Annotated in this window: 23 protein-coding genes; 5 read left to right on the forward strand and 18 right to left on the reverse strand. The window is 72.3% G+C overall.

The features are described 5' to 3' along the window. Nucleotides 1-151: 151 nt before the first annotated feature. On the reverse strand, nt 152-766 hold the full coding sequence (locus AC067M_RS06730; protein ID WP_478695879.1) for a GNAT family N-acetyltransferase: 615 nt from the start codon (nt 764-766) through the stop codon (nt 152-154). After that, entirely contained in the window at nt 763-1,314 is a 552-nt protein-coding gene (locus AC067M_RS06735) for a mycothiol transferase (protein WP_478695880.1), read from the reverse strand. Before AC067M_RS06735 ends, AC067M_RS06730 begins: the two co-directional genes overlap by 4 nt. 78 nt (nt 1,315-1,392) lie before the next feature. Between AC067M_RS06735 and AC067M_RS06740 the strand changes: the two genes are divergently transcribed. After that, nucleotides 1,393-2,385, forward strand: coding sequence for a helix-turn-helix transcriptional regulator (locus AC067M_RS06740; RefSeq protein WP_478696007.1), 993 nt, complete (start codon nt 1,393-1,395; stop codon nt 2,383-2,385). Nucleotides 2,386-2,582: 197 nt separating this feature from the next. Here AC067M_RS06740 and AC067M_RS06745 read toward each other — a convergent pair whose 3' ends face one another. The 5 genes from AC067M_RS06745 to AC067M_RS06765 all read right to left on the reverse strand — a co-directional run bounded on the left by AC067M_RS06745 (nt 2,583) and on the right by AC067M_RS06765 (nt 7,639). Further along, a complete protein-coding gene (locus AC067M_RS06745) occupies nt 2,583-3,572 on the reverse strand; it encodes a malate dehydrogenase (RefSeq protein ID WP_478695881.1) in 990 nt (329 codons plus the stop codon). Between the two features lie 337 nt (nt 3,573-3,909). Next, a complete protein-coding gene (locus AC067M_RS06750; protein ID WP_478695882.1) occupies nt 3,910-5,205 on the reverse strand; it encodes a helix-turn-helix domain-containing protein in 1,296 nt (431 codons plus the stop codon). A 245-nt stretch (nt 5,206-5,450) separates the two neighbouring features. Continuing rightward, complete coding sequence (locus AC067M_RS06755; protein WP_478695883.1) at nt 5,451-5,951, reverse strand: helix-turn-helix domain-containing protein; 501 nt, start codon at nt 5,949-5,951, stop codon at nt 5,451-5,453. Nucleotides 5,952-6,243: 292 nt separating this feature from the next. Next, nucleotides 6,244-6,681, reverse strand: a complete 438-nt coding sequence (locus AC067M_RS06760; protein ID WP_478696008.1) for a DUF3017 domain-containing protein — start codon at nt 6,679-6,681, stop codon at nt 6,244-6,246. A gap of 103 nt (nt 6,682-6,784) precedes the next feature. Continuing rightward, nucleotides 6,785-7,639, reverse strand: a complete 855-nt coding sequence (locus AC067M_RS06765) for a bifunctional methylenetetrahydrofolate dehydrogenase/methenyltetrahydrofolate cyclohydrolase (RefSeq protein WP_478695884.1) — start codon at nt 7,637-7,639, stop codon at nt 6,785-6,787. Between the two features lie 282 nt (nt 7,640-7,921). Here AC067M_RS06765 and AC067M_RS06770 point away from each other — a divergent pair, with 282 nt between their 5' ends. Next, nucleotides 7,922-8,503 (forward strand): hypothetical protein, encoded by a 582-nt coding sequence (locus tag AC067M_RS06770; RefSeq protein WP_478695885.1) that lies wholly within the window; start codon nt 7,922-7,924, stop codon nt 8,501-8,503. A gap of 79 nt (nt 8,504-8,582) precedes the next feature. Here the strand turns inward: AC067M_RS06770 and purH are convergent, their stop codons facing one another. Continuing rightward, a complete protein-coding gene (purH, locus tag AC067M_RS06775; RefSeq protein ID WP_478695886.1) occupies nt 8,583-10,163 on the reverse strand; it encodes a bifunctional phosphoribosylaminoimidazolecarboxamide formyltransferase/IMP cyclohydrolase in 1,581 nt (526 codons plus the stop codon). Beyond that, nucleotides 10,160-10,789 (reverse strand): phosphoribosylglycinamide formyltransferase, encoded by a 630-nt coding sequence (purN, locus tag AC067M_RS06780; RefSeq protein ID WP_478695887.1) that lies wholly within the window; start codon nt 10,787-10,789, stop codon nt 10,160-10,162. The genes purH and purN overlap by 4 nt, the downstream gene beginning before the upstream one ends. A 265-nt stretch (nt 10,790-11,054) precedes the next feature. Between purN and AC067M_RS06785 the strand changes: the two genes are divergently transcribed. Continuing rightward, on the forward strand, nt 11,055-11,846 hold the full coding sequence (locus tag AC067M_RS06785; RefSeq protein ID WP_478695888.1) for a hypothetical protein: 792 nt from the start codon (nt 11,055-11,057) through the stop codon (nt 11,844-11,846). Nucleotides 11,847-11,990: 144 nt separating this feature from the next. On the opposite strand, the gene AC067M_RS06790 is transcribed toward AC067M_RS06785, so the two are convergent. Next, on the reverse strand, nt 11,991-13,631 hold the full coding sequence (locus AC067M_RS06790) for a cell division protein PerM (protein ID WP_478695889.1): 1,641 nt from the start codon (nt 13,629-13,631) through the stop codon (nt 11,991-11,993). 128 nt (nt 13,632-13,759) lie between these two features. Here AC067M_RS06790 and AC067M_RS06795 point away from each other — a divergent pair, with 128 nt between their 5' ends. After that, the gene (locus tag AC067M_RS06795) at nt 13,760-14,797 is read left to right on the forward strand and encodes a helix-turn-helix domain-containing protein (RefSeq protein ID WP_478695890.1); all 1,038 of its coding nucleotides are present in this window, start codon (nt 13,760-13,762) and stop codon (nt 14,795-14,797) included. Between the two features lie 65 nt (nt 14,798-14,862). Here AC067M_RS06795 and sucD read toward each other — a convergent pair whose 3' ends face one another. From sucD to AC067M_RS06835, 8 genes are all read right to left on the reverse strand, one after another. Then, a complete protein-coding gene (gene sucD, locus AC067M_RS06800; RefSeq protein ID WP_478695891.1) occupies nt 14,863-15,747 on the reverse strand; it encodes a succinate--CoA ligase subunit alpha in 885 nt (294 codons plus the stop codon). A gap of 21 nt (nt 15,748-15,768) precedes the next feature. Continuing rightward, nucleotides 15,769-16,947, reverse strand: coding sequence for an ADP-forming succinate--CoA ligase subunit beta (gene sucC, locus AC067M_RS06805; protein ID WP_478695892.1), 1,179 nt, complete (start codon nt 16,945-16,947; stop codon nt 15,769-15,771). Nucleotides 16,948-17,369: 422 nt separating this feature from the next. Beyond that, the gene (locus AC067M_RS06810; RefSeq protein ID WP_478695893.1) at nt 17,370-19,007 is read right to left on the reverse strand and encodes a hypothetical protein; all 1,638 of its coding nucleotides are present in this window, start codon (nt 19,005-19,007) and stop codon (nt 17,370-17,372) included. Nucleotides 19,008-19,121: 114 nt separating this feature from the next. Continuing rightward, on the reverse strand, nt 19,122-19,985 hold the full coding sequence (locus AC067M_RS06815) for a hypothetical protein (protein ID WP_478695894.1): 864 nt from the start codon (nt 19,983-19,985) through the stop codon (nt 19,122-19,124). 155 nt (nt 19,986-20,140) lie between these two features. After that, entirely contained in the window at nt 20,141-21,304 is a 1,164-nt protein-coding gene (locus AC067M_RS06820) for a VWA domain-containing protein (RefSeq protein ID WP_478695895.1), read from the reverse strand. Continuing rightward, nucleotides 21,301-21,456, reverse strand: a complete 156-nt coding sequence (locus tag AC067M_RS06825) for a hypothetical protein (RefSeq protein ID WP_478695896.1) — start codon at nt 21,454-21,456, stop codon at nt 21,301-21,303. Before AC067M_RS06825 ends, AC067M_RS06820 begins: the two co-directional genes overlap by 4 nt. Beyond that, nucleotides 21,453-23,894: a DUF5682 family protein gene (locus AC067M_RS06830; protein WP_478695897.1), complete on the reverse strand. Its 2,442-nt coding sequence runs from the start codon at nt 23,892-23,894 to the stop codon at nt 21,453-21,455. The genes AC067M_RS06825 and AC067M_RS06830 overlap by 4 nt, the downstream gene beginning before the upstream one ends. A gap of 114 nt (nt 23,895-24,008) precedes the next feature. After that, complete coding sequence (locus AC067M_RS06835) at nt 24,009-25,139, reverse strand: ATP-binding protein (RefSeq protein WP_478695898.1); 1,131 nt, start codon at nt 25,137-25,139, stop codon at nt 24,009-24,011. Between the two features lie 145 nt (nt 25,140-25,284). Here AC067M_RS06835 and AC067M_RS06840 point away from each other — a divergent pair, with 145 nt between their 5' ends. Further along, nucleotides 25,285-26,643 (forward strand): SWIM zinc finger family protein, encoded by a 1,359-nt coding sequence (locus AC067M_RS06840; RefSeq protein WP_478695899.1) that lies wholly within the window; start codon nt 25,285-25,287, stop codon nt 26,641-26,643. The last annotated feature ends 40 nt before the right edge of the window (nt 26,644-26,683 follow it).

The raw sequence follows: 26,683 nt of genomic DNA on the forward strand, positions 1-26,683 counted from the left end.
GCGTCACACGTGTGTCACTCACGTGGCACCTGCGCATCTGCCCGTGCCCCTCGAATGCATGCGCAATCCCTGGCCGAAAGTGCGCCGCGTCACTGAAGATGGGGATAAACAGGGCGAAACTGGATGGCTTTGTGGGAGGAACCGGACGGCGTCAGAAGTCGATCCGCATCACCACCCTGCGTAGCGTCGGCCGGTTCACTTCCGTGAAGCCCGCCTCGGCGAAAACCTGGCGGCTGCCGACGTGGAGTTCGCCCCAGGTGACCTCCACGCCGGGTGTGGTGAGCATCGGGTACGCCTCCAGGGCGCGGGCGCCGCGCTCGCGGGCGTAGGAGACGGTGGCCCGGGCGAGGCCGTAGGTGATGCCTCGTCGGCGGAAGCCGCGGCGCGTGAGCAGACAGGTCACCGCCCAGACACCGTCGTCCGCCTTGTCCTCGCGCCGGCCCGTCCACGGGACACGGGTGCGCAACAGCCCGGCGTAGGCGGTACGCGGCTCGACGGCGGCCCAGCCGACGGGCTCGCCCTCCAGGTAGGCGACCATGCCGCTGGTCGCCTCCGCGCCGGGGTCCCCGCAGGCGGTCTGCTCGCGCAGGCGCGCGGCGCGTTCCTCCGGGGGCGCGGCGCTCCAGTGGTGGCCCACGGTCTTGTAGCGCTGGCACTGGCAGCGGCCCGGGTAGTCGGTCGTGCCGAAGACGGCGCTCACGTCGTCCCAGGAGGCCTCGTTGGCGGGCCGGACGTCCAGCTTCTCCGGGGGCACGGGCTCGTTCACCGGGGCGGGTCCTCTCCCACCCGGCCGTCGACGGACTCGCGCACCATGTCGGCGTGGCCCACGTGGCGGGCGTACTCCTCGACGAGGTCGATCAGCAGGCGCCGCAGGCTCGGGTGCTCGCCCCGGGAGGTGGTGTGGGCGGCGAGCCGGCCGGGGCCGTCCTCGGCCAGCGCCTGCCGCACATGGGCCCGGGAGCGGGCGACCGCGCCCTCCCAGAGCGCGTACAGCTCCTCCGGGGTGTCGGAGGCAGCCGAGCTCCACTCCCAGTCGGGCTCGGCGTCCCAGTCCACCGTGTCCCAGGGCGGACCGAGCTCCCGCCCGAGCAGCCGCCGGGTCAGGTACTCGTCCTCGACCAGCGCCAGATGCTTCAGCAGCCCACCGAGGGTGACCGTGGAAGGGGCGAGCCGCGTGTTCAGCCCGGACGCGTCCAGGTCCCCGCACTTCCACGCCAGCGTCCTGCGCAGCCGCTCCAGGGAGCCGATCAGGGTGTCCGCCTCGTCGCCCGCGACAGGCGGCTCCCACAGAACGGTTTCGGTGTTCTCGCTCATGACGGGCAGGCTACGGTCCGTTCCGGACGATCCACTGCCGGAATACCGGGAATACTCGTGAGGGTGGCCGATGAGCCGATGAAGCACGACCAGAGCCCGACCTCCCGCGCCCTCCTGCTCCTCGAGCTCCTCCAGAGCAGCCCCGGCATCACCGCCGACCGCCTCGCCGCCCGGCTCGGTGTCTCAGAACGCGCCGCCCGCCGCTACGTCGGCATCCTGCGCGAGGCCGGCGTGCCGATCGAGTCCACGCGGGGGCCGTACGGCGGCTACCGCGTCGGCCGCGGCCTGCGCCCGCCGCCCCTGATGTTCACCGCGGCCGAGGCCCTCGCGCTGGTCATGGCGGTCCTGGACGGCAACCGCGACGCGACGGACCCGGCCGACCCGGCGGGCAGCGCGCTGGACAAGCTCCTGCGCGTTCTGCCGGAACCGGTCGCCCGGCCGGCGGAGGCGGTCCGCAGGATCAGCACCCGCGCCGCGGACCCTGCCGCCGCGAGCCCCGACCCCGACACCACGGCCGCCCTCGTACAGGCCTGCGCCGCGCGCCGCCGACTGCGGCTCGGCTACCGCCTGGGCGCGAAGGGCGTACGCGCCATGGAGGTCGACCCGTGGGGCGTCGTCGTCCACCACGGCCGCTGGTACCTGCTGTGCTGGTCCCACACGAGCGACGCCCGGCGCGTCCTGCGCGTCGACCGGATCACCGAAGTCACCGTCCTCGACGGCACGTTCACCCCGCCGACCGGCCTCGACCCGCTACACGCCCTGGAGGAACACCTGGCCCAGGGCTGGACCTACGACGTGGAGGTCGTCATCGACGCCCCCGCCGACCAGGTCGCCCACCGGCTCACCCCCAGCCTGGGCCGGCCAGAACCGATCGACCCCCACACGACCCGCCTCCGCGCCAGCACCGACGAACCGGAGTGGTACGCCGAGCAACTCACCATGCTCCGGGTCCCGTTCCGGGTCATCGGCCCACCGGAACTGCGGGAGGCGGTGCGGGGGTTGGGGCGGCGGTTGCTGGCGGCGAGCGAGGGCCGCGGGATCGAGAAGCAGCCGAACGTCCGGACGGAGTAAGGGTTCGTGTTCCGCTCCGGAACCGGAGCTGTAGCCGTACCACCACCCGCTCATCGCGTCGCACCCGCGAAATCACCCTGCCGGGCACCTCTTCCGAGGGGCGCGACGAAAACGGCCACGGGCCTCGTTCCGGAGAGACCGGAACGAGGCCCGTGCGGGTTTGTGACAGAGCGCGAGTCGGCTCGGTCGCCGTCGGCTCAGATGAGGCCGAGGCCGCGGACCGCCTCGCGCTCCTCCTCGAGCTCCTTCACGGACGCGTCGATGCGGGCGCGGGAGAACTCGTTGATCTCCAGGCCCTGGACGATCTCGTACTTGCCGTCCTTGGTGGTGACCGGGAAGGAGGAGATCAGGCCCTCCGGGACGCCGTAGGAGCCGTCCGACGGGATGCCCATGGAGGCCCAGTCGCCGTCGGCCGTGCCGTTGACCCAGGTGTACACGTGGTCGATGGCGGCGTTGGCGGCCGACGCGGCGGAGGACGCGCCACGGGCCTCGATGATCGCCGCACCACGCTTGGCGACCGTCGGGATGAAGTCCTCGGCCAGCCACTTCTCGTCGTTCACGACCTCGGCGGCGTTCTTGCCGGCGACCGTGGCGTGGAAGATGTCGGGGTACTGGGTGGCGGAGTGGTTGCCCCAGATGGTCAGGCGCTTGATGTCGGCGACCGTCGAGCCCGTCTTCTTCGCGAGCTGGGTCAGCGCGCGGTTGTGGTCCAGGCGGGTCATCGCGGTGAAGCGCTCGGCCGGTACGTCCGGGGCGGCGGCCTGGGCGATCAGGGCGTTGGTGTTGGCCGGGTTGCCGACGACCAGGACCTTGATGTCGTCCGCGGCGTGGTCGTTGATGGCCTTGCCCTGCGGCTTGAAGATGCCGCCGTTGGCCTCGAGGAGGTCACCGCGCTCCATGCCCTTGGTGCGCGGGCGGGCGCCGACGAGGAGGGCGACGTTCGTGCCGTCGAAGGCGACGTTCGGGTCGTCGGTGATGTCGATGCCCTGCAGGAGCGGGAACGCGCAGTCGTCCAGCTCCATGGCCGTGCCCTCGGCGGCCTTCAGCGCGGGGGTGATCTCCAGGAGGCGGAGCTTGACCGGCACGTCCGCGCCGAGCAGCTGGCCGGAGGCGATGCGGAAGAGCAGGGCGTAACCGATCTGGCCGGCCGCGCCGGTGACGGTGACGTTCACGGGAGTGCGGGTCATGGCGTTCTCCGTATGACAGCTGGCGGTGGGGCGTCCCTGCCCCGGACGTTTGATCGATCTCTTGGCATCAAGAGATCCATCCAGCGGTCAGGCTATCGCGCATACGGGATCCAGGACGTCCGGGGTGGTGTGTGGTCCGCCCCACAGAGCGGAGGCGAACACACAGCACACAAGGAGAGGCGGCCGCCTGTCCGGGAGAGGAGGGACGGGCGGCCGCCGAGTGGGGGTACCGGGTTGCCGGACTCCCGTGGGGGTAACGTTCGCCTGCCCACGATCGCGGCGGCCATTCCTGTCCCACGCCACTTTTCGGCCAGGGCTCCGCGCCCTGGCTGTTTCGCTACGTCGTGCAGCCCTTCTGTCCGGACGCCAGCGCCACGCACGCCTTCGCCTCGCCCGCGTCCTTCACGGCCATCATCGGCGTGTAGGCGATCGTGTCGCCGACGGTGGTGATGCTCCCGGACTGCGCGGCCGTACCCACCGTCACGCGAACCTCGTCGCCCCGCGCGGCCTGGGTGATCCGCCCCCAGGCGGCACCGCAGGTCTCGCTGTAGCGGACCTCGACGACGGCGGTGCCGACGGTCGCGGTCTTGGCGGTGGTCACGAGCTCACCGCTGCACCCCATGCTCTCCGCGTCCTTGCCGGTGCAGGACGCGCCGCTGCACTTCACTCCGGCCGGCAGGTCGGGTTCGGCGGCGGCGGACTGCGCGGGCGAGCTGGGGCCGCCCTCATCCTTCTTCCCGCTGTCACCCGGGAAGTAGAAGACGGCGGCGATGACGGCCAGCGCACCGACGACGCCCGCGAGGAACATCGTCAGCCGTCGCCGGCCGCCCGCTCCCCCGGAGGAACCACCGGCGCCGGGAACCTGCCGGGGCGGCCCGAACGCTCTCGCGGCCTCCGGTGGGGAGGCGGAGGGCGCCGGGGACTCCGAGCTTCCGGAGATGCGTCCGGAGACGCTTCGGCCCGGCTGCGACGGTCCCTTGTATCCGGCCATCCTCCACGAGTTGTCGACCGGGTCGCCCAGTCCCGAGCCGCCCCGGGAACCGCCCGTGGGCCTGTTCGACGAACCGCCCCGCGAGGCGCGCTCACGCTCGCGCTCGTCCGCCTCGGTCGCCGTCGGCTGCGCGGGCACCGAGGAAACCGACGACCCGGCCGAAACCGACGAGACGGAGGAGGCGGAGGAGGCCGAAGAGGCCGATGTGACCGGCGGGATCGTCGGGACCACACCCGCCGGACCCGCGATCCCAGGCGTCACCGTCGCGCTGCCGCCCCTGCGTGCCGCCTTGACCGGCTTGACGTTCCCCGAGGACACGGCCGACTCCCCCAGCGCTGCCCGCGCCTGGGAGATGCGGATCGCCTCCATGGTCCGGTCGTGGCGCATCTCCGAGCGGCTCCAGGCACGTTCGGCCAGCTCCCACATGGTCGTCAGATGGACGGGATGTGTGCCGGTCACCTCGGCCAGCGCGACGATCGCACCCTTCGGCGCGAGAAGCCGGCCGTTGAGATAACGCTCCCAGGACGTCTTGCTGTAGCCCGTGCGGTCGGCCACCGCCGCGATGCTCAGCCCGCTGCGGTCCACGAGCCGCCGCAGCTGACTGGCGAACTCCTTGACCTGCGGATCGAGTTCATCCGGCAAGGCCCTCCAACGAGGCATGAAACCCCCCTCTTCCCCCCTGTGCGTACTGCCTCCGCCGAGTCCCCGTGTGACTACCCAAGGGATGCGCCCACTAAGGAATGTGGTTCCCGGCTCGTCCAGATTGGACACGTTAGCCCTGCCGTACGGGTGAATTGGGGTCTATCCACGAACTTGTCAATGCTTCGACACAACCAGCACACGCGCGTGACCTCTTACGCCACTGGGGCGTTGGACACTCCCGTATGTCACCCGAACGCGAGGGTGCCGGCGACGGCGGTGAGGAGCAGCGCGAGGAGGAGCAGGACGGCGTACAGCAGGAGGCGTCCGGCGGGGCGGGGCGGCGGCTCCTCCTCCTCCAGGCGCTCCCACCACGGGATCGTGGGATCGTCCTCGTATCCCTCGCCGCTGGAGGCCCCGGAGACGCCGGCGGCCCCGGATGTCCCGGGTTCGGGAACGTGCGGAGACGCCGGGCGCGGCCAGGCCTCGACGGCCAGTTCCCAGCGTACGGCGCAGCGTTCGGCGTCCGGTCCGGTGAGGCCCGCGACCCGGCACAGGGCGGCGACGGCCTGCCGGGGCGGCGGCTGGACGGCGTTGAGGTAGCGCTGCCAGGAGGACTTGCTGTAGGCGGTGCGGGCGCCGAGCGCGGCCAGGCTGAGGCCCGTGCCGTCCTTCAGCTGCCGCAGCTGTTCCACGAAGTTCCGTACCTCCGGCGGCAGCTCGTCCGGCAGCGGCTGCCAGGCGCCCATCACCCACCTCCACGGCGTCGTCGCCCGTGTCGTTCCCGACTCGATCCGGTCTGGTCCGACCTGATCCGACCTGATCCGATCTGGTCCGATCAAGTGACGACGCGAGGCGGTCGAACGGTTCCCGGCGGCTTCCTCGGCTGTGGCAGGGCGCGGACACCGTAGCGGAACGGTCACCTCCGAGACACAGCGCGCGGACAGCCGTTGAACAGGCACTTCACGGTGCGGGAGCGTGGTGCGCGACGACGGCCCGTCCTTCCTCGGGGGAGGGGACGGGCCGCCGTCGTCGGGTTGCTCAGCTGCTGACGGTGAAGTGCAGCGTGTCCTTCAGGAACGGGATCCGCAGCCAGGGGTTCGGCTGGACCATCAACGCCAGCAGCACGATCACCAGGCCGAGACTGCCGTACGTGACGATGTCCGTGAAGCGGGAGCGCACCGCGAGCATGCCGACGCCGGGCAGGACCCAGCGCAGTACGGCCCCGCCGAGCAGGGCGACACCGATGAGCAGGGTGCCTACGCGGAACAGGTCGAAGGCGGTCAGCAGCAGGCCGAGCGCGACCAGGGACAGCACGGCGAGCATCGGCCACTGCCGGGCAGGTGCCGGGGCGTCCCGGGGCGCGGCCCGGCCGCCGCCCTCGGGGCGCGCGGTGTCCTTGGTGAACAGGGGGAAGCGGCGGGTGGTGCGACGCGGATGGCCCTCGGCGTCGGGCGCGCTGATCGCGTCGCGGACCATCGGCTCCGCAGTCTCGGGCGTCTCGGGAGTCCTGCGGGGCTCGTGGGTCTCGTGAAGCTCGCGGGCCTCGCCGGCCTCGCGGGGCTCGTGGGTCCCCTCCGGCTCAGCTGACACTGCGCTCCGCCGCCTCCACCACGTTGACGAGCAGCTGGGCGCGGGTCATGGGGCCGACGCCGCCCGGGTTCGGGGAGATCCAGCCGGCCACCTCGGCGACGTCCGGGTGGACGTCACCCACGATCCTGCCCTCGGCACTGCGCGAGACGCCGACGTCGAGGACGGCCGCGCCCGGCTTGACGTCCTCGGCGCGGATCAGGTGCGCGGAACCGGCCGCGGCGACGATGATGTCGGCGCGCTTGAGGTGGGCGGAGAGATCCCGGGTGCCGGTGTGGCACTGGGTGACCGTGGCGTTCTCGCTGCGCCGGGTCAGCAGCAGCGGCATCGGCCGGCCGATGGTCACACCGCGGCCGACGACCACCACCTCGGCGCCCTTGATCTCGACGCCGTAGGCGCGCAGCAGAGTGAGCACGCCGTTCGGGGTGCAGGGCAGCGGGGCCGGCTCGCCCAGGACCAGGCGCCCGAGGTTCATCGGGTGCAGACCGTCCGCGTCCTTGTCCGGGTCCATCAGTTCGAGGATGCGGTTCTCGTCGATGCCCTTGGGGAGCGGCAGTTGGACGATGTACCCGGTGCACCCCGGGTCCTCGTTCAGTTCCCGTACGACCGCCTCGATCTCCTCCTGCGTCGCCGTACCCGGCAGTTCGCGCTGGATGGAGGCGATACCGACCTCGGCGCAGTCGCGGTGCTTGCCGGCGACGTACTTCCGGCTGCCGGGGTCGTCTCCGACGAGGATCGTGCCGAGGCCCGGTGTGATCCCCTTCTCCCTCAGCGCCGCCACGCGGACGGTCAGATCGGACTTGATCGCTGCTGCGGTGGCCTTGCCATCGAGAATCTGGGCGGTCATGACTCCATCCTCCCGGATGACCGGCCCCCGGTTCCAATCCGGGTAGCCCCTGCAACCCCTGTGCGGACACGGCGCCACTCGTGTCGAATCCCGCCATGATCGGTGATGTTGCACTTGCACAACACATACGAATTGCGGCTGGACAAGGCGGCGGCGCCTGAAGAACGATGAACGGACAGTGCCGCGGGCAGTATCGGGGGGGGACGCACCGCTTCTGTGACCTTTCCTCCGCCACGGCCGCGCGCCGTCCCCGCACTAGCAACAGACGGAGGAAACACCGCCATGAGTTACGGCGACCCGAACAACCCCTACGGCGCTCCCCAAGGGCAGCAGCAGCCCGGTCAGCCCGGATACGGCTACCCGCAGCAGCAGCCCCCCGCCCCGGGCTACGGCTACCCGCAGGCCCCGCCGGTCGGCGCCTACGCCGGTGCCCCCGCCCCGACGACGATGCCCGGCACCGTGAACACCGCCCGTGTGCTGCTGTGGATCATCGTGGGTCTTCAGCTCATCGGCGTGGTGCTGTTCGCCTTGGCCGCCGTCAGCGTCAACGCCGCGAAGAACGACGACGCGTTCAAGGACAGCCCCGCCTTCCAGGACCTGGCCGACCAGGGTGCGGGCATGATGTGGGGGATCACCGTCTTCGCGGTGGCCTGGGCCGTGTTCGCGATCGTGCTGGCGACGAAGTTCAACACCGGCCGCAACGGCGTCCGCATCACGCTCCTCGTCTTCGGCATCATCACCGCGGTGCTCGGCATATACCCGTTCGTCCTCGTCGGCCTGATCCACACCGTGCTCGCCATTTTGGTGGCCGTGTTCGTCGGCAACGCCAACGGCAAGGCGTGGTTCAACCGCCCGCAGTACTGAGCGGTTTCGCATCCCCTCGAATTCCAAGGGCCGTGTCTCACCCGTACGGGGAGACACGGCCCTGGCGCGTCAGTGACGCTCAGTGGAAGAAGTGGCGGGTCCCGGTGAAGTACATCGTGATGCCCGCCTTCTGAGCGGCCTCGACGACGAGCTCGTCACGGACGGAACCGCCGGGCTGGACGATGGCCTTGACGCCGGCGGCGCTCAGGACGTCGATGTTGTCGGGGAACGGGAAGAACGCGTCCGACGCGACGTACGAGCCGCGGGCCCGCTCGGCCCCGGCCCGCTCCACCGCCAGCTTGCAGGAGTCCACGCGGTTGACCTGGCCCATGCCGACGCCGACCGAGGCGCCGTCCTTGGCGAGCAGGATCGCGTTGGACTTCACGGCCCGGCACGCCTTCCAGGCGAAGGCGAGCTGCTGGAGCTCGTCGGCAGCCAGCGCCTCGCCGGTCGCGAGCGTCCAGTTGGCCGGGTCGTCGCCGTCGGCCTGGAGGCGGTCGGCGACCTGGAGCAGGGCGCCGCCGTCGATCGGCTTGACGTCGACGGGGTGGGCGGGGCCGTCGGGGCAGCGCAGCACGCGGATGTTCTTCTTCTTGGTCAGGGCCTCCAGGGCCCCCTCCTCGTAGTCCGGCGCGACGATGACCTCGGTGAAGATCTCCGCGACCTGCTCGGCCATCTCCTTGCTGACCGGCCGGTTCACGGCGATCACACCGCCGAACGCGGACAGCGGGTCGCAGGCGTGCGCCTTGCGGTGCGCCTCGGCGACGTCGGCGCCGGTCGCGATGCCGCACGGGTTGGCGTGCTTGATGATCGCGACGGCGGGCTCGTCGTGGTCGTACGCGGCACGGCGGGCGGCGTCCGTGTCCTGGTAGTTGTTGAACGACATCTCCTTGCCGTGCAGCTGCTCGGCCTCCGCCAGGCCGCCGGTGCCGGCGGTGTAGAGGGCAGCGGGCTGGTGCGGGTTCTCGCCGTAGCGCAGGGTGTGCGCGCGCTCCAGGCTGGTGGCGAGGAAGGAGGGGAACGGCGAGTCGTCGGCCGGCGCGTAGGCGGAGGCGAACCAGGAGGAGACCGCGATGTCGTACTCGGCGGTGTGCCGGAAGGCCTCGGCGGCCAGCCGCTTGCGGGTGGCGAGGTCGAAGCCGCCGCCCTGTACGGCCGCCAGGACGTCGCCGTAGCGCGCGGGGCTGGTGACCACGGCGACCGACGGGTGGTTCTTGGCGGCGGCGCGGACCATGGAGGGGCCGCCGATGTCGATCTGCTCGACGCACTCGTCGGGCGAGGCACCGGAGGCGACGGTCTCGCGGAACGGGTAGAGGTTGACGACGACGAGGTCGAACGGCTCGACGCCCAGCTGCGCCAGCTGCTGCCGGTGGTCCTCCAGGCGCAGGTCGGCGAGGATGCCGGCGTGGACCTTGGGGTGCAGGGTCTTGACGCGGCCGTCCAGGCACTCGGGGAAGCCGGTGAGCTCCTCGACCTTGGTGACCGGGACGCCGGTCGCGGCGATCCGCGCGGCCGTGGAGCCGGTGGAGACGAGCTCGACGCCGGCCTCGTGCAGCCCGCGGGCGAGCTCCTCGAGCCCGGTCTTGTCGTAGACACTGACGAGCGCGCGACGGATGGGCCGCTTGTTGCTCTCGGCCGTGACAGTGCTCTCGGCGGTCACTGGATAACTACCTTTCGTCCCTCAATGCGATAGCCGTTGCGGGCGAGGCGCCCCACGACCTCGACGAGCAGCCTTCGCTCGACTTCCTTGATGCGCTCGTGCAGAGCGCTCTCGTCGTCCTCGTCCCGGATCTCCACCACGCCCTGAGCGATGATCGGTCCGGTGTCGACGCCGTCGTCGACGAAGTGGACGGTGCAGCCGGTGACCTTGGCGCCGTACGCGAGCGCGTCGCGCACACCGTGGGTTCCCGGGAAACTGGGCAGAAGGGCGGGGTGGGTGTTGATGAGCCGCCCGCCGAAGCGCGCGAGGAACGTCTTCCCCACGATCTTCATGAACCCGGCGGACACCACGAGGTCGGGCTCGTGGGCGGCGACGGCCTCGGTGAGTGCCGCGTCCCACTCCTCGCGGCTGCCGTGTTCCTTGACCCGGCACACGAAGGTCGGCAGCCCGGCGCGCTCGGCCCGCGCGAGTCCCTCGATGCCCTCCCGGTCCGCCCCGACGGCCACGACCTCGGCGCCGTAGGCCTCGGCCCCGACCCGGTCGATCTCGTCCAGGAGCGCCTGCAGGTTGGTGCCGGATCCGGAAACCAGCACGACGAGGCGCTTGGCCACAGGCTTGGCGGCCACGGTGGGGCCCTTTCTCGGGGGAGCGTTTGTATGGTCGTACGAATGCTTCGCGCCCCGGGATACGGGGAAGTCTACGAAGCGGTCGACCGTCAGCAACGATACCGGCACACCGGGCGGCCCCCATGGGACGGGGGCGTGGCCGGAAGGTAGCGTCTGCCAGGAGCGGGTTCGGGAACGCGGTCGTCGTGCGGTGCGTTGCCGTAGTGACAGCTCCCGCAGAGCCATGCCAGACCGTCGTATTCGCCTAGGGGAAGACGCTCACTTGATGCCGGACCGCAGTCTGCGACTCGCCACGCTCCCCCCGCAGTCATCGCGCGCAGGGCAGCGCGGCGCCGTGCTGCTGCGGGAGCGCCCAGCCTCACCGCCCGACGCGGCCTCGGGTGACGCCGGGAAGAAGAACGGCGACGATCAGAGCGACTCCCCCACTCAGGAGGACAACCCCTTCGCCCCGCCCCCCGAAGGCACCCCCGACCGCCCCTGGCAGCCCCGGCACCCCGCCCCCGGCGGCCAGGACGACTCCGCCTCCGACACCCCGCCCGCCGGGTCCCCCTGGGGCGGCCAGTGGAGCGACCGCCAGCCCGGCCGTTCGCAGGGCGGCGGCTTCGGCGAGCGTCCCGGCGCGGGCCCCGAGGGACCGGGCGGCACTCCCGGCCCGCCCCCTCGCTGGGATCCCAAGGACCCGGTCCAGCGCCATGCGCGGTACGCGCTGCTGTGCGGTATGTGGGCCTTCTTCTTCGCCCTCTTCAGCTGGCCGTACGTGGCCCTGCTGCTGGGCGCCCTCGGCCTCTACTGGGGTATCAGCGCCCTGCGCGCCAAGCCCCGCAACCCCGACCCCGCCGCCGCGAACATGGGCGCCCGCCCGCAGACGACGGCCGCGGTGAGCGGACTGGTCACCGCGTCCCTGGCCATCGCCCTGGTCGCCATCACCTTCACCGCCCAACTCGTCTACCGCGACTACTACACCTGCACGGACGACGCCCTCACCAGCGAGGCGAAGCAGACCTGCAAGCAGCTGCTGCCGGAAGAGCTGCGGGGGGTTCTGGGGGCGGGGAGCTAGTGTCCTGCGCCGTTAATCTGTCGGTAGTTTCGACATGCCGCATCGGCCCAACTCAAGCGGCCGACCAGGCGCCTTGACCGTTCGTGGCGCAGCAGAACTGCCTACGAACTTCGGGCGCAGGACACTAGGTCTGGCTCCGCAGGTTCAGGGAGCGTTCGGCGAGCCCGGCTCCGGGGGCGCCGAATGCACCGGGTTCGGGGGCGATGACGGCTCGGGGTGCGCGGGAGGGTTCGGGTCGGCGGGCAGGAAGTCGTAGGGCTCGAAGGTGTCGTCGACGAGGGGCGTGAGGCGTACGGCGTCGTGCGCATCGTGCGGGTCGTCGCGACCACCTCGTACGGGGTCCTTCGCACCGCCCCGCTCGGCATCCTTCACATCGCCGCGGCCGCCCCACTCGGCATCCTTCACAGCGCGCCGGCCGCCCCGCTCGGCGTCCTTCGCACCGCCGCGATCGTGCAACCCGCGCATCGCCGCGCGCGCCCTGCTGATGCTCACGGCCTCGGCGCCTGGGACCCGCCCCCGGCGATGCCGCGTCCGGGGGCCCGCCCCCAGCGCGACCGGTACCGCCACCGGCGCCGTCCAGAGCAGCACCGCGGCGCCCACCTGCCACCACACCGGCCCGAAGCGGGCGAGGGCGGCCACGCCGAGCGGTCCGCCCGCCAGTGCCGCGAGAGCGGCGAGCGCCGACGCGCACAGCACGGCCGCGAGGAGGGCCACACCGACCGCCCGTGACCGCGAGGAGCCGACCACCTCCCGTGCCGCGAACCACCCCACCGTCACGCCGGCCGCCACCGGCACCGCGCCCGCCGCCCAGGTCAGGGGTGTGCCGGGACCCGCGTCCGGCACGGCTGCCAGCAACGGAAACGGGGGCAGCAAGGGAGCGGGGGCCGAGGAGAGAGGGCTCACGACGTGCCCCGTGCCGAGGAGGAAGCCAGGGCCGGCCGCGTAGGCGGCTCCCCACACCGCCGCGTTCGGCACCAGTGCCAGGCACAGCAGCAGAACGGTGAAGCGGCCCGACATCCCCTCCGTCAGCTGCAGGAAGGCCACCCGCGCCACATCGCCGTGCCACACCAACGACACCGCCGTCAGCAGCGCCCCACCCCCGACGAGCACCGCGACGCCCGCTCCCGCGGCCCGCGCGGCCGCACCGAGCCGGTCGCGCGCGTCCGCCCCGAGGACCAGCCGCCGCGAACCGAGGAGAGGCGCGGCTCCCCCCTCCCCCCATCGAGGGCGCCCGTACGCCGTCCACACCCCCACCGCCGAGGCGATCGCGACGAGCACCGACATGGTCACGCCCGTCCGCTCCCAGGACGGACGCAGATCACCGCCCGCCGCGTACAGCGCGGCCACAGCGCCGACGGCGAGGTAGCCGAGGACGACGCCCACCCACGCCGTACCGCCGCTCACCGGCACCCCCTCCTCGTCCCCGTCCACCGCGTCCCGCGCCGCCCGGTGCACCAGCCAGGCGGGCAGCGCGAGCAGCAGCAGCGGGGTGACGCCCACGGGTGCCGGGACACCGGACAGCGTCTCGGTGCGGACCAGCTCCGCCCCGTGCGCCAGCAGCCACAACGCGGCGGCGACATGCAACGCCCCGCCCGGCCCGCTGTCGGGGTAAGGCGAGCTGATCCACAGCATCGTCACCAGTACGGCGAACGAGCCGAGCCCCAGCCCCGCCGCGAGCGCGCCACCCACGAGGCCGTCGGCCAGCCCGGGCGACCGGCCGCACGCACGGGTGAGCAGGCGAGGCAAGGACGGTCGGCGGTCGGTCATCTGCGTCACGACCGCCATGCTCCCAACGACACGCGCTTTCCCGTCGTAACAGGGGAACCACCGAAGTGTCGCTCAATATACGTTTATGTTCTTTTCTGCATGGAGGGTTCTCGCGAGGAGGGGCGCCCTGTGATGAGGAGCGTCCTGTGATGAGGAGCCCTGCCACCCCGCTCCCCCCGCCAAAGAAACGGCGACGTCTGCGCGAGGCAGGCGCGTTGACGCAGGAACAGCTCGCGGCGCGACTGGGCGTCTCCCTCAAGACGGTGCGCGGATGGGAGACGGGCCGCACGACTCCCCGCGGTCAGCACGGGGAGGAGTACGCGAGACTGCTGGCCTCACTGGACGTCAGCAGGTGGGCGGGGACCCAGGCCCCGGACCCGGGACCCGCCCTGACGCCCGCTCAGGCCTTCGACGCCCTGTACGCCTTCTGCGCCCCCGCCCTCGTACGGCAGACGTATCTGCTCACCGGGCGCCGGGAGCTGGCGCGCGAGTCGGTCGAGCGGGCCTTCCAGGTGGCGTGGCAGCGCTGGCCGGAGGTGGCACGGGACCGCGACCCGGCGGGCTGGGTACGAGCGACGGCGTACGACTGCGCTCTCTCCCCCTGGCACCGGTTCCGCCCCCGCTACCGGCACCCCGAACCCCCGCCCGCCGCCGCGAGCGACCGCGCCCTGCTGGACGTCCTCCTGACCCTCCCGCCGTCGTACCGCCGCACGCTCGTGCTGTACGACGGGGTCGGCCTCGACCTGCCGGAGACGGCGGCGGAGACGGAGGCGAGCACACCGGCGACCGCGCACCGCCTCCTGCACGCCCGCGAGGCCGTCACCGCCCGCCTCCCGGAACTGTCCGACCCGGCCCTCCTCCACCAACGCCTCGCCGAACTGGCCTCCGCGGAACGCCTGCGCGCCGCCCAGCCCCCAGCGGTCCGCACCACCAGCGAACGCCGAGCCCGCTTCTGGACCCGCGCCGCCATCGCCTTCACCGTCGCCCTCATCGGGACGACAGCGCTGACGCTCAAAACGGCTCCGACGCGGTACGAGCCCCCGGTGGCCCCGGGCGAGGCGGTACGAGGGGTCCCGCCGAAGGTGGCCCCAGGCGCGCTGTCCGAGGAGGAGGAGGAACTACGGGACAAGCTGAGGGAGAAGATGGCAAGCGGCCCGGAGAGAGTGCTGCCACTGCCCCGCTAGCCGAGAACGCCGGTGGGCCCGTCCCCACACAGGGGAACGGGCCCACCGACACTCAAGCAGGAAACTCAGCCGGCGAGGATCTCGCGGGCAAGCTTCGCCGTCTCGGTCGGCGTCTTGCCGACCTTGACGCCGGCGGCCTCAAGGGCCTCCTTCTTCGCGGCAGCCGTACCGGAGGAGCCGGAGACGATGGCACCGGCGTGGCCCATCGTCTTGCCCTCGGGCGCGGTGAAGCCCGCGACATAACCGACGACCGGCTTCTTCACGTTCTCCTTGATGAACGCCGCGGCCCGCTCCTCCGCGTCACCACCGATCTCACCGATCATCACGATCAGGTCCGTGTCGGGGTCGGCCTCGAACGCGGCGAGCGCGTCGATGTGGGTCGTACCGATGATGGGGTCGCCACCGATGCCGACGGCCGAGGAGAAGCCGATGTCACGGAGCTCGTACATCATCTGGTACGTCAGCGTGCCGGACTTCGACACCAGACCGATGCGGCCCGGCTTGGTGATGTCACCGGGGATGATGCCGGCGTTCGACTGACCGGGGGTGATGAGACCCGGGCAGTTGGGGCCGATGATCCGGGTCTTGTTGCCCTTCTCCACGGCGTACGCGTAGAACGCGGCGGAGTCGTGGACCGCGATGCCCTCGGTGATGACGACGGCCAGCGGAATCTCCGCGTCGATCGCCTCGACCACGGCGGCCTTCGCGAAGGCCGGCGGCACGAAGAGGACGGACACGTTGGCGCCCGTCTTCTCGATCGCCTCGGCGACGGTGCCGAAGACCGGGATCTCGTTGCCGTCGATGTCGACGGACTGACCCGCCTTGCGGGGGTTCACGCCACCGACGATGTTCGTGCCGTCGGCCAGCATGAGCTTGGTGTGCTTCATGCCCGTGGCACCGGTCATGCCCTGGACGATGACCTTGGAGTCCTTGTTGAGGAAGATAGCCATGGCTGTCTGAGTCCCTCTTCCTTACTTCGCAGCCGCGAGCTCGGCGGCCTTGTCGGCCGCGCCGTCCATGGTGTCCACGCGCTGCACGAGCGGGTGGTTGGCGTCGGAGAGGATCTGACGACCCAGCTCGGCGTTGTTGCCGTCCAGACGCACGACCAGCGGCTTGGTGACTTCCTCGCCGCGGTCCTCCAGGAGCTTCAGCGCCTGCACGATGCCGTTGGCGACCTCGTCGCAGGCGGTGATGCCACCGAAGACGTTGACGAAGACGGACTTGACGTCCGGGTCGCCGAGGATGATCTCCAGGCCGTTCGCCATGACGGCGGCGGAGGCGCCACCGCCGATGTCGAGGAAGTTGGCGGGCTTGACGCCACCGTGCGCCTCACCGGCGTACGCGACGACGTCCAGGGTGCTCATGACGAGACCCGCGCCGTTGCCGATGATGCCGACCTCGCCGTCGAGCTTGACGTAGTTGAGGTTCTTCTCCTTGGCGGCGGCCTCGAGCGGGTTGGCCGACTCCTTGTCCTGGAGGGCCTCGTGCTCCGGCTGACGGAACTCGGCGTTCTCGTCCAGGGAGACCTTGCCGTCCAGGGCGATGACGTCACCGGAGGCGACCTTGGCCAGCGGGTTGACCTCGACGAGGAGCGCGTCCTCGGCGACGAAGGTCTTCCACAGCGTGACCAGGACGTTCGCGACCTTGTCGGCGACCTCGGCCGGGAACTTGGCGGCGGCGACGATCTCGCGGGCCTTCTCGGGGGTCACACCCTCGTTGGCGTCGATCGGCGTCTTGGCGACGGCCTCCGGACGGGTGGCCGCCACCTCCTCGATCTCCATGCCGCCCTCGACGGACGCGATGGAGAGGAAGGTGCGGTTGGCACGGTCGAGGAGGAAGGAGACGTAGTACTCCTCCAGGATCTCCGGGGCCGTCTCGGCGATCATCACCTTGTGGACCGTGTGGCCCTTGATGTCCATGCCGAGGATGTCCGTCGCGCGGGCGACGGCCTCGTCCGGGGTGGCGGCGAGCTTCACGCCACCGGCCTTGCCACGGCCGCCGACCTTCACCTGGGCCTTGACGACGGACTTGCCACCGAGACGCTCGGTGGCTGCGCGGGCCGCCTCAGGCGTGTCGATGACTTCACCGGCCAGCACCGGTACATCGTGCTTGGCGAAGAGGTCCCTCGCCTGGTACTCGAACAGGTCCACGCGCTTCCGTCCCTATCAGTGATCTCGCGGTTCGTTGTCTGCGTGGGCGTGCCGCGAGGGCAACGTGACGTCCGCCGTCTGTCAGTCACAAGGGAGGCGCACACGGTGTCCGAGCGCGCGGCATGTCCGTCTCGCAGGTTATCCCCGCTTCCCGGGGGTCTCTAAATCGGCGGTCACACCTGAGCGGTGATACCTGTCACATGATGCCGCCCTCACTGGCACGGCGTGCCGCGAGTGCGGGGCCTCACCGGGTTGGGGTTGGCCCGGTGAGGCCCCTTGAACGGCCCCGAAGGGGCCCTGGCCGGGCGATCCCCACCCCAATGGGGACCATCCGGCCCGGTCCGCGCGGTCTCGTCCGGACCGGCCGACGGCTTTCGGCCGGTCCGGGACTGCGTCGCGCGGGGGCGATGGCTGTACGGCTGTCAGACGCCGTACGGAGTGCTGTGACCGGCGGGGGCGAGCGAGTCGGCGACACCCGCCGCGCCGGTGACGGCGTGGTGGGCCAGCGGAGCCGCGGTGGCCCCGACGGTTCCGGTCAGGCCCTGCGCGAAGGGCGCGACCTGACCGGCGGCACCGTGCACGAACGGGTCGACCTCGCCGACCACCCCGCCCGCGAACGGGGCCACGTCGCCGGTCACGCCGTACGCGAGTGACGTGGCACTGCCGCCGACACCGTGGACGACGGGCCGCACGGTCTCCGTCACCGTGTCGACGACCGGCTCGACGGCCCCGGTGGCCCCCTGCGCGAACGGCGGCACCTCCCCCGCGACCCCCTCCGCGAACGGCCCCGCCTGCCCGGTCACCCCGTACGCCAGCGGGGGCACACCCGCGGCGATCCCGCCCGCGAAGGCCTCGACGTCACCCGTGACGCCGTACGCCACCCCGCTTGCGTCCACCACGGCCTGCCCTGCCACGGGCACGACCCCGTGGACGGCGGTGTGCACGGTGGTGTTCACAGCGGTGTTCACGACCGGCGGCAGTACGGCCGCGGTGGCGTCGTCGGCGACCTGGCCGACAAGGCCGGTGGCGTACGGGGGTACGTCCGCGACGACACCGCCGACAACCGGCTGAGCGCCGGAGACGGCTGTGGTGGCGGTGCGCTGGACGCCGGTCACCGCGGCGTCGGCCACGGGCAGGGCGCCGGACACGGCCCGGTCGGCCACCGGGAGCACCCCGTGCACGGCGGTGCCCGCGATCGGCGGGACGACGGCGTCGGTCGTCTCGGAGACGATCGGCGTGACCGTGCCGGTCACGTGGCTCGGCACGGCGGAGACGGTGGCGCCGGCGGTGGTCGCCGCCGCCCCTGCCAGGGCCTCGGTGGTGGTGGTCGCGCCGGTCACGCGGCCCTCGGCACCGGCGGCCGCGCCCCGCAGCGCCCCCTGCGCACCGGTCGCCGTACGCCCCGCGCCCGCTGCCGCGTACCGCCCCTTCGTCCGTACGTCCCCGTCGACGCCCTGCGCCTGGCCACGGGCCGCCGACTGGAGGCCCGCGAGCTTGGTCTGAGCGCCGGCCAGCGCCTCCTCCAGTTCCGGGGCGAAGGCGGAGAGCGGGCCGAAGAGGTAGTCGATGCCGTGCTGCGGGGAGGTGGGGACGGGGGTGGTGGCGTCGGTCGTCTTCTCCTGGACGGCCGTTGCTGTGCTCGTGTTGACGGCCGTGACTGTGGACGTCGCCGTGGTCAAGGTCTGCGCCTTGTGCTGCGCCGCACGGGCCGCCCGGGCACCGTTGATGGCCTGCGCGCCCCTCACCTTGGTGGCCTGCGGGGCGGTGACCTTGGCATCGGCGGGGGTGGAGGCGGCGGGGGTGGCGGTCGCCCGGCCGACGGTGTCGGTGACGGTGACGGCGTCCCGTACGTCGGAGACGACCCCGTTCACGGTGTCGGTCAGGGAACCCACGGCGCCCTTGGCGTCCGCGCCGGCGTCGGCGTCGGCGTCGGCCGTCGGGTCCGTGAGGGAGAGGGAGGAAGTGGGCAACTCATCGGCGCTGGCGACGGTGGAGCCGAGCGCCCAGGCTCCGGTGACACCGGCGGCTATGACGATGGAACGGCGGATGTTCTTGTTCATGCGTACGTCAGATCCTTAGGGAATCCGGGACTTCGGGAGGCTTGGAGACATTCCGGTGGGTGGGCAGACCTGTGCCGCCCCCGCGCGGCAGGTCCGGGCGCGGGGAGGCCTGCCCTAAGCGGGGAAAACGGGAATGTCCCGGTACCTGTCCCGGGTACCGGTCGCGTCCGTACGCGTGGTGGTGCCTGGCATGAGCGCCGGCGGCACCGGGTGATGGGCGGTGACGGCGTGCCCGTCGCCGTGCCGCGACGTGCCGTGGTCGAGCGCCGCCTGGCTGCCCAGCACGCCGCTCGAACCACCGCCGGGCGCGTGCTGCTCCGGTACGTGCGCGGGGTGAGCGGGACGAGAGGTGTCGGCGTGCGCCGCGCCTCCCGCCCCTACGACGGCCGGGAGCGGCCCGTAAGTGGCCGTTGCCGCCACGTCGGCATACCGAGGTGATCTCTGACCCGGCTCGTCCGAGGACGAAACCGGCGTGTGCGACGTCTCCGCCGCCTGCCCGGCAGGCAGGGGCGTGGAGGTGACCGGCTTCGGCAGCGACTCCCCCGGAAGCGTGGGCAGTCCGGGAAGGTCAGTGCCGTCCGACCAGCCCGGCAGGCTGGACAGAGAAGGCGTCGACGACACCGGCGGGAGGGGCGGTACTTCCCGCTGCGGCTCCGCCAGACCATCAGCGACGGACTTCACCAGTTCGCCGACGGGGTGGAGGACTTTGTCGGCGGACTGAACCTCCACCACGGCCTGCTCATGCCCCGCCGACGCGCTCGCCGTCAGGGCGGTCGCGGTCGACGTGGTCACCGCCGGGGCGGTGACGGTCGCCGTGCTCACCGCCGTTGTGGTCTCCGCCGCGTGCGCCTGCCCTCCGCAGAGGAACCCGAGCGCGAACAAGCCGCCCATCAGCAGCGCCACTTCCAGCACACGCCGACCGGCCGCTGTGCGCAGGTCGCGCAGAGCGGCACCGGACAGGGCTGCTGGCCAGGTCAAGAGAGGGATCGTCCTCACGTACGGCGGAGCGTGGCGCACCGCTTGACGAGGCGTCGATCCTTGCACGGGACGCCCGAGGTTGCGCAAGCCCTCCGCTACCGATGGGTAGGCATGTCCGGATTTCGATGGCCGAATTCGGTCGACATATCGTCAGGTCACGCCGTGTCCGGGACGGGCAGCGGCCGCTTCTCGATCGCCGCGGCCATCACCTCCGGGAAGAGGTCGGGCGTACAGGCGAACGCCGGTGCGCCGAGCGCCGCGAGCGCCGCCGCGTGCTCCCGGTCGTAGGCGGGAGCCCCTTCGTCGGACAGCGCGAGCAGCGCCACGAACTGCACCCCCGACGCCTTCATCGCCGCGACCCGCTTCAGCATCTCGGTGCGTATCCCGCCCTCGTAGAGGTCGCTGACGAGCACGACCACCGTGTCCGCGGGCCGGGTGATCTGCGACTGGCAGTACGCGAGTGCCCGGTTGATGTCGGTACCGCCGCCGAGTTGGGTGCCGAAGAGGACGTCGACGGGGTCGTCGAGCTGATCGGTGAGGTCGACCACCGCCGTGTCGAAGACGACGAGCCGCGTGTCGATCGACCGCATGGACGCGAGCACCGCCCCGAACACGGACGCGTACACGACCGACGCCGCCATCGACCCCGACTGGTCGATGCAGAGGACCACCTCCTTCTTCACGGACCGCGACGCCCGCCCGTAGCCGACGAGCCGCTCCGGCACGACCGTCCGGTAGTCGGGCAGGTAGTGCTTGAGGTTGGCCGCGATCGTGCGGTTCCAGTCGATGTCGTGGTGGCGCGGCCGGTTGACGCGTGCGCTGCGGTCGAGGGCACCGGTGAGGGTGGCCCGGGTGCAGGTGGCGAGCCGTTTCTCCAGGTCGTCGACGACCTTGCGCACGACGGCCCGTGCCGTCTCCTTCGTCGTCTCCGGCATGGCCTTGTTGAGCGAGAGCAGGGTGCCGACGAGGTGCACGTCGGCCTCCACCGCCTGAAGCATCTCGGGCTCCAGCAGCAGCGTGGACAGCCCTAGCCGGTCGATCGCGTCGCGTTGCATGACCTGGACGACGGAGGAGGGAAAGTACGTCCGAATGTCCCCGAGCCAACGGGCCACGGACGGCGCCGACGCCCCCAGCCCCGCCGAACGGTCCTTCCCGGACTGCGGTTTGTCGCCCTTTCCGTAGAGCGCGGTGAGCGCTCCGTCCATCCCGGCGTCCCGTCCGGCGAGCGCACACCCGACACCGTCCGCCGCGTCGCCCCCGAGCACCAGCCGCCATCGGCGCAGCCGCTCCTGCGCGGGGTCCGTCGGCTCGGCCGTCATCCGGGCACCTCCGTGCGGCGCCGGTCCCAGAGCGGCACCACCGTCACGGTCGTGGTCGGGCGGGCCTCGGCGCGGACGCCGCGCCCGTCCCTGCCGGGGACGACGTTTTCACAGCGTGTGTTCCCCGGCCCCGTCTGTCCTTCGGTCGTCATCCCGCCACCTCCACCAGATCGTTCACCACGTCGATGCCCACGTCATTGCCGTCGGCCTTCTCCCGATCCGCGTCCTCGAGACCCAGCAGCAACCGCACCACCGGCAGGACGGCATGCGCGCGGTCGGCGTCGAGTCCGGGTGCGAAGCCGGGTATGCCGACGGCCGCCCCCACCGCGCTCCCCCGCGCCCCCGGCCCCCGCCGGACCAGCTCGCCCAACGTCCGGCGCACCCCGGGCTCGTACGCCGAGAACGTCCGCCGCAGCAGCGGCAGCACATCCGTGAACGCCTCTGCCGGCACGCCCGTCAGCCAGGCGTCGACCAGTGCGAGGAGCCGTTCGTCGTGCACGAGCAGCATCCCGCCCCCGGACCCACCCCCGACGAACCCCTCGATCCACGCGGCCGCATCCCCCGGCGCCGTCCCTGGAGACAACATCAGCCCCATGAGCCGCGCCGCCTCCCCCTGCTCCAACCCTCCGTCGTCCAACAACAGCCGCACAGCCCGCCCCCGCACGACCCCGGGCACCCTGTCCCGCCCGGACAACACCCGCAACACGGCCCGCCACCGGCCGCGCAGATCGTTCTGGTTCGGCGCGGAGGTGTCACCCAGCAGCCCCACCGCCGAGTGGACCGCGTCCACATGGCCCCGCATCTCCTCCGCCGCGTCCGCGTCCAGCGCGGCGCAGGCCGGGGGCAGGCCGACGAAGACGCGCTCGGCGAGGCCCGCGGCGACCTCGGCCAGCGCGCCGGTGTCCGTGCCGCGTACGTCGCCGTAGCGCAGGGAGCGGACGAGGGCCGGCAGGGCCTGGGCGAGGTGGCCGACGTCGGTGTCGAGCGCCGCGCGGTCGGCGAGGGCCTGCATCACGGCGGGCAGCGCGCCGGACAGGCCGGCCAGCAGGCACTGCTCGGCGAGCGCGGTGACCTCGGCGAGGCCCTGCGCGGCCACGGCGTCCGCCTCCGCCTTGGCGGTCGCGGCGGCCGGCACCGTCGTTCCCCAGACCCCTGCCTCGGCGACCCGCACGGACAGCTCCGGCTCCCAGCGCAAGCGCCAGGTCTCCCGGAACGTACCCGTGCTGCCACGCGAGACGACCGGCTCCCCCCAGCCCACACCCAGCAGCCGCAGCCGGTGCAGCAGCCTGCTGCGCTCCGCGTCGGTCTCCTTGCGCAGGTCGAGCTCCGTCTCCCGCTCCCGCGCCTCCGGTTTGAGCCGAAGCCGCCGCTGGAGCCGGTCGAGGTCACGCTGCAACGGCACCGCCGGCGCCGTCCGCGGCACCTCCCCCAGCACGTCCCCCACGACCAGCCGGTCCCGCACCAGCGCCAACGGCACGTCCGAGCCCTCGCACATCACCGCCCGCACCGCGTCGGTCGTCTCGCTCAGTCCCGCCAGCGGGCGGCCACGCATCGCCGCGAGCGTCTCGGCCAGCCGCACCGCCTCGATGACGTGCGCCGAGGACACGATCCGGTCCTCGGCCCGCAACAGCCCCGCCACCCTGGTCATCCACCGCTCGACGGGCCGGTCCGGCGCGGCGAACAGATGCCCGTACCAGCCCGGCGAGTCGATGCCCGCGCCGTACCCGCTGAACCGCGACAGCCTGCGGTACGTCCACGGCACCCACGTCATGTCCGCCTTGACCTTGGGCAGGCCCTTCACTAGGGCCCGGTCCGCAGTGACGGCGGCCTTCCGCCGCAGCGCGGGCACGTGCCAGGCCCCGCACACCACGGCCACCGCGTCCCCGAACTCCCGCTGCGCCGCCCGCACCTGGAGTCGCATGTACGCCTCCCGCACGAGGTCCCGGTCGTGCCCCCCACTGCCGTAGGCCTCCCGCAGCGCCCCCATGGCCTCCTCCAGGACGACGAACGGCGCGAACGCGTCCCGCTCCCCCGCCGCCCGGTGCTCGACGACGTCCTCCCACCACCGCTCGGCGTCGTCGTAACCGGCGGCATCGGCGAGCACGGCGAGCGGATCGACACGAACGTCGACACGACGAGCGTGCTCGCCGCCCCCCTCGCTCCCAGCTCCGTCAGTCTCCTTCGGGTCGGCCCCCTCACCCGCCGGCCCTTTCCCCGCTCCTCTCTCCCACGCCAACGTGTGCGTGGCCGGCAGGTCGATGAACCGCGCCGGAACCCCCTGCTCCAGCGCCCAGCGGATCGCCACCCATTCCGGGGAGAACTCGGCCATCGGCCAGAAGGCAGAGCGGCCGGGCTCGTCGACCGCGTGGGCGAGGAGGGCGACCGGTGGCCGCATGTCCTCGTCGGCGGCCAGCGGGATCAGCGCGTCGGCCTCGGGAGGGCCCTCGATCAGCACCACCCGCGGCCGCGCCGCCTCCAACGCACGCCGCACCGCCCGTGCGGACCCCGGCCCGTGATGCCGCACCCCGAGCAGCAACGGCGCTGCCTCGAAGCCCGCGCCCACGGCCCCCTCAACTCCCGCCGTCGCCATACCGTCCCCCTCCCCTCCGGACCCAACTCGAGTCGTCACCACCGTTTCCGCCCCGGTCACCGCCCTCGCGGCTTCCGATGCTCAGCTCCCCGCTCGCCGCACGCCCCCGGTCGTTCACGCGCTCACCTCCCGGCAGGCCCGGTAGAAGTCCTTCCAGCCGTCGCGTTCGCGCACCACCGCCTCCAGGTACTCCTGCCAGACGACGCGGTCGGCCGCCGGATCCCGTACGACGGCGCCGAGGATGCCCGCGGCCACGTCGCCGGCCCGCAGCACGCCGTCGCCGAAGTGGGCCGCGAGGGCGAGGCCGTTGGTCACGACGGAGATGGCCTCCGCCGTCGAGAGGGTGCCGCTGGGCGACTTCAGCTTCGTACGGCCGTCGGCGGTGACCCCGTCGCGCAGTTCGCGGAAGACGGTCACGACACGGCGGATCTCGTCGATGCCGTCGGGCGCGGCCGGCAGGTCGAGGGAGCGGCCGATCTGGTCGACACGGCGCGAGACGATGTCCACCTCGGCCTCGACGCTCTCCGGCAGCGGCAGCACCACCGTGTTGAAGCGGCGGCGCAGTGCGCTGGACAGGTCGTTGACCCCGCGGTCGCGGTCGTTGGCCGTGGCGATCAGGTTGAAGCCGCGGACCGCCTGCACCTCCTGGCCCAGCTCCGGTATCGGCAGTGTCTTCTCGGAGAGGATCGTGATGAGCGTGTCCTGCACGTCGGCCGGGATGCGGGTCAACTCCTCGACGCGCACGGTCATCCCCTCCGCCATGGCCCGCATGACCGGGCTGGGGACGAGGGCGTCACGGCTCGGCCCGTGCGCGAGCAGCTGCGCGTAGTTCCAGCCGTAGCGGATGGCCTCCTCCGGGGTCCCGGCCGTGCCCTGCACCAACAGGGTCGAGTCACCGCTGACCGCCGCCGCCAGATGCTCTGACACCCAGGTCTTCGCGGTGCCGGGCACGCCGAGCAGGAGCAGGGCGCGGTCGGTGGCGAGCGTGGTGACGGCGACCTCGACGAGGCGGCGCGGACCCACGTACTTCGGTGTGATCACCGTGCCGTCCGGCAGGGTGCCGCCGAGGAGGTAGGTGGCGACCGCCCACGGCGACAGCTTCCAGCGGGCCGGTCGCGGCCGGTCGTCCTGGGCGGACAGCGCGACGAGTTCACCGGCGAAGGCGTTTTCGGCGTGCGGGCGCAACGCATCGGTCGGCTGCTTCTCACTCGGTTCCACGAACGTCGCATCGACGGACACAGACATGGCTGAGGTCCCCTCCAGCTCGGCCGGTTCGGATCTGGTGTCCACCGTGCACCACGCCACTGACAATGCGTTCCGACCTGCGGAAACGCACTGCGGCGGACGCTCGCGGGGTCGATTGTCAGTGGGGGGATCTACCTTCGAGGGCATGACTCAGCAGGGGGTGCGCTGGAGTGCGGACCAGGTGCTGGCACTGGCGCCTGACACCGCGTCACGCAAAGCGGGAAGCAAACTCGGCGCGGCCGGGCCGTGGTCGGGGGCGGGCAGTTCCGACGAGGGGGCGGTGTGGGGGCTGTGCAGGGGCAGTGGCAGCACGCCGTACCAGACGGTCGTGGATGTCGGGGACGTGTCCGGTCCCGCGTACAAGTGCAGTTGCCCGAGCCGCAAGTTTCCGTGCAAGCACGCGCTCGGGCTGCTGCTGCTCTGGTCGGGCGCGGACGGGGCGGTGCCTCGGGGGCGGCAGGCGCCGGACTGGGCGGAGCCGTGGCTCGCCGGGCGGCGTCGGCGCGCCGAGGAACAGCGGGCGGCCGGCCTGGAGGGGTCCGCGTCAGGCCCCGCCGACCCCGAGGCGGCGCGGCGCCGGGCGGAGCGCCGGGCCGAGCGTGTCACGGCCGGAGCGACGGAGTTGGAGCAGCGCCTGGCGGACCTGCTGCGCGGCGGGCTGGCCTCGGCGGAGCAGGCGGGGTACGGGCCGTGGGAGGAGACGGCGGCCCGCATGGTCGACGCGCAGGCTCCGGGACTCGCCGCACGGGTGCGGGAGCTGGGCGCGATCCCGTCCTCCGGGCCCGGCTGGCCGGTGCGTCTGCTGGAGGAGTGTGCGCTGCTGCATCTCCTCGACCAGGGCTGGCTGCGCCGCGAGCGGCTCCCCGCCGGTCTCGCGGCGACGGTCCGCTCCCGCGTCGGCCTGCCGGCCACGGCGGACGGCCCGCCGGTGCGCGACCGCTGGCTGGTCCTCGCGCAGTACGACACGGGGGACGCGAAGCTGACCACCCGTCGCGTCTGGCTCCACGGCGCCGAGTCGCACCGCACGGCCCTGCTCCTCTCTTACGGCGCCGCCGGCCGGGCTCCCGAGCTGACACTGCCGGTCGGGCTGGTCCTGGAGGCGGAGGTGTCCGCGTATCCGGGCACGGGCCAGCGGCGTGCGGCCCTGGGCGAGCGGTTCGCGCCGCCCGCGCCGATCGCGCTCCGGCCCCCGGGAGTGACGACGGCTCAGGCGGCCGCCCGTTATGGCGAGGCCCTGTGCGACGACCCCTGGCTGGACTCCGTCCCGGTGACGTTGGACCGGGTCATACCGACCCCGGACGGCGACTCCTGGCAACTGGTGGACGCCGACGAGGACTCGGCGCTCCCGCTCACCCCCGCCGCGCGCTCCCGCCCCGGCCTGTGGCGCCTGGTCGCCCTGTCGGGCGGTGCCCCGGTGAAGGTCTTCGGCGAGTGCGGCCACCGCGGCTTCACCCCCTTGACGGCCTGGCCGGAGGGCGTGGGAGAGGCGGTACGGCTGTGCTGAAGAGTGCTCATCCCAGTCAAGTCCCGCAGAGCAACCCGAG

The organism is Streptomyces sp. NPDC043427 (assembly GCF_056436655.1).

Bases quoted from the DNA above. Each gene is read 5' to 3' on its own strand.
- AC067M_RS06790 (WP_478695889.1), bottom strand. From the start codon at position 13,631: ATGGCGGTCGTGACGCAGATGACCGACCGCCGACCGTCCTTGCCTCGC.
- AC067M_RS06820 (WP_478695895.1), bottom strand. From the start codon at position 21,304: ATGACGGCCGAGCCGACGGACCCCGCGCAGGAGCGGCTGCGCCGATGG.
- AC067M_RS06735 (WP_478695880.1), bottom strand. From the start codon at position 1,314: ATGAGCGAGAACACCGAAACCGTTCTGTGGGAGCCGCCTGTCGCGGGC.
- AC067M_RS06755 (WP_478695883.1), bottom strand. From the start codon at position 5,951: ATGGGCGCCTGGCAGCCGCTGCCGGACGAGCTGCCGCCGGAGGTACGG.
- AC067M_RS06760 (WP_478696008.1), bottom strand. From the start codon at position 6,681: ATGGTCCGCGACGCGATCAGCGCGCCCGACGCCGAGGGCCATCCGCGT.
- sucD (WP_478695891.1), bottom strand. From the start codon at position 15,747: ATGGCTATCTTCCTCAACAAGGACTCCAAGGTCATCGTCCAGGGCATG.
- AC067M_RS06840 (WP_478695899.1), top strand. From the start codon at position 25,285: ATGACTCAGCAGGGGGTGCGCTGGAGTGCGGACCAGGTGCTGGCACTG.
- AC067M_RS06740 (WP_478696007.1), top strand. From the start codon at position 1,393: ATGAAGCACGACCAGAGCCCGACCTCCCGCGCCCTCCTGCTCCTCGAG.
- AC067M_RS06830 (WP_478695897.1), bottom strand. From the start codon at position 23,894: ATGGCGACGGCGGGAGTTGAGGGGGCCGTGGGCGCGGGCTTCGAGGCA.
- AC067M_RS06810 (WP_478695893.1), bottom strand. From the start codon at position 19,007: ATGAACAAGAACATCCGCCGTTCCATCGTCATAGCCGCCGGTGTCACC.
- AC067M_RS06785 (WP_478695888.1), top strand. From the start codon at position 11,055: ATGCCGGACCGCAGTCTGCGACTCGCCACGCTCCCCCCGCAGTCATCG.
- AC067M_RS06765 (WP_478695884.1), bottom strand. From the start codon at position 7,639: ATGACCGCCCAGATTCTCGATGGCAAGGCCACCGCAGCAGCGATCAAG.
- AC067M_RS06745 (WP_478695881.1), bottom strand. From the start codon at position 3,572: ATGACCCGCACTCCCGTGAACGTCACCGTCACCGGCGCGGCCGGCCAG.
- AC067M_RS06825 (WP_478695896.1), bottom strand. From the start codon at position 21,456: ATGACGACCGAAGGACAGACGGGGCCGGGGAACACACGCTGTGAAAAC.
- AC067M_RS06770 (WP_478695885.1), top strand. From the start codon at position 7,922: ATGAGTTACGGCGACCCGAACAACCCCTACGGCGCTCCCCAAGGGCAG.
- AC067M_RS06835 (WP_478695898.1), bottom strand. From the start codon at position 25,139: ATGTCTGTGTCCGTCGATGCGACGTTCGTGGAACCGAGTGAGAAGCAG.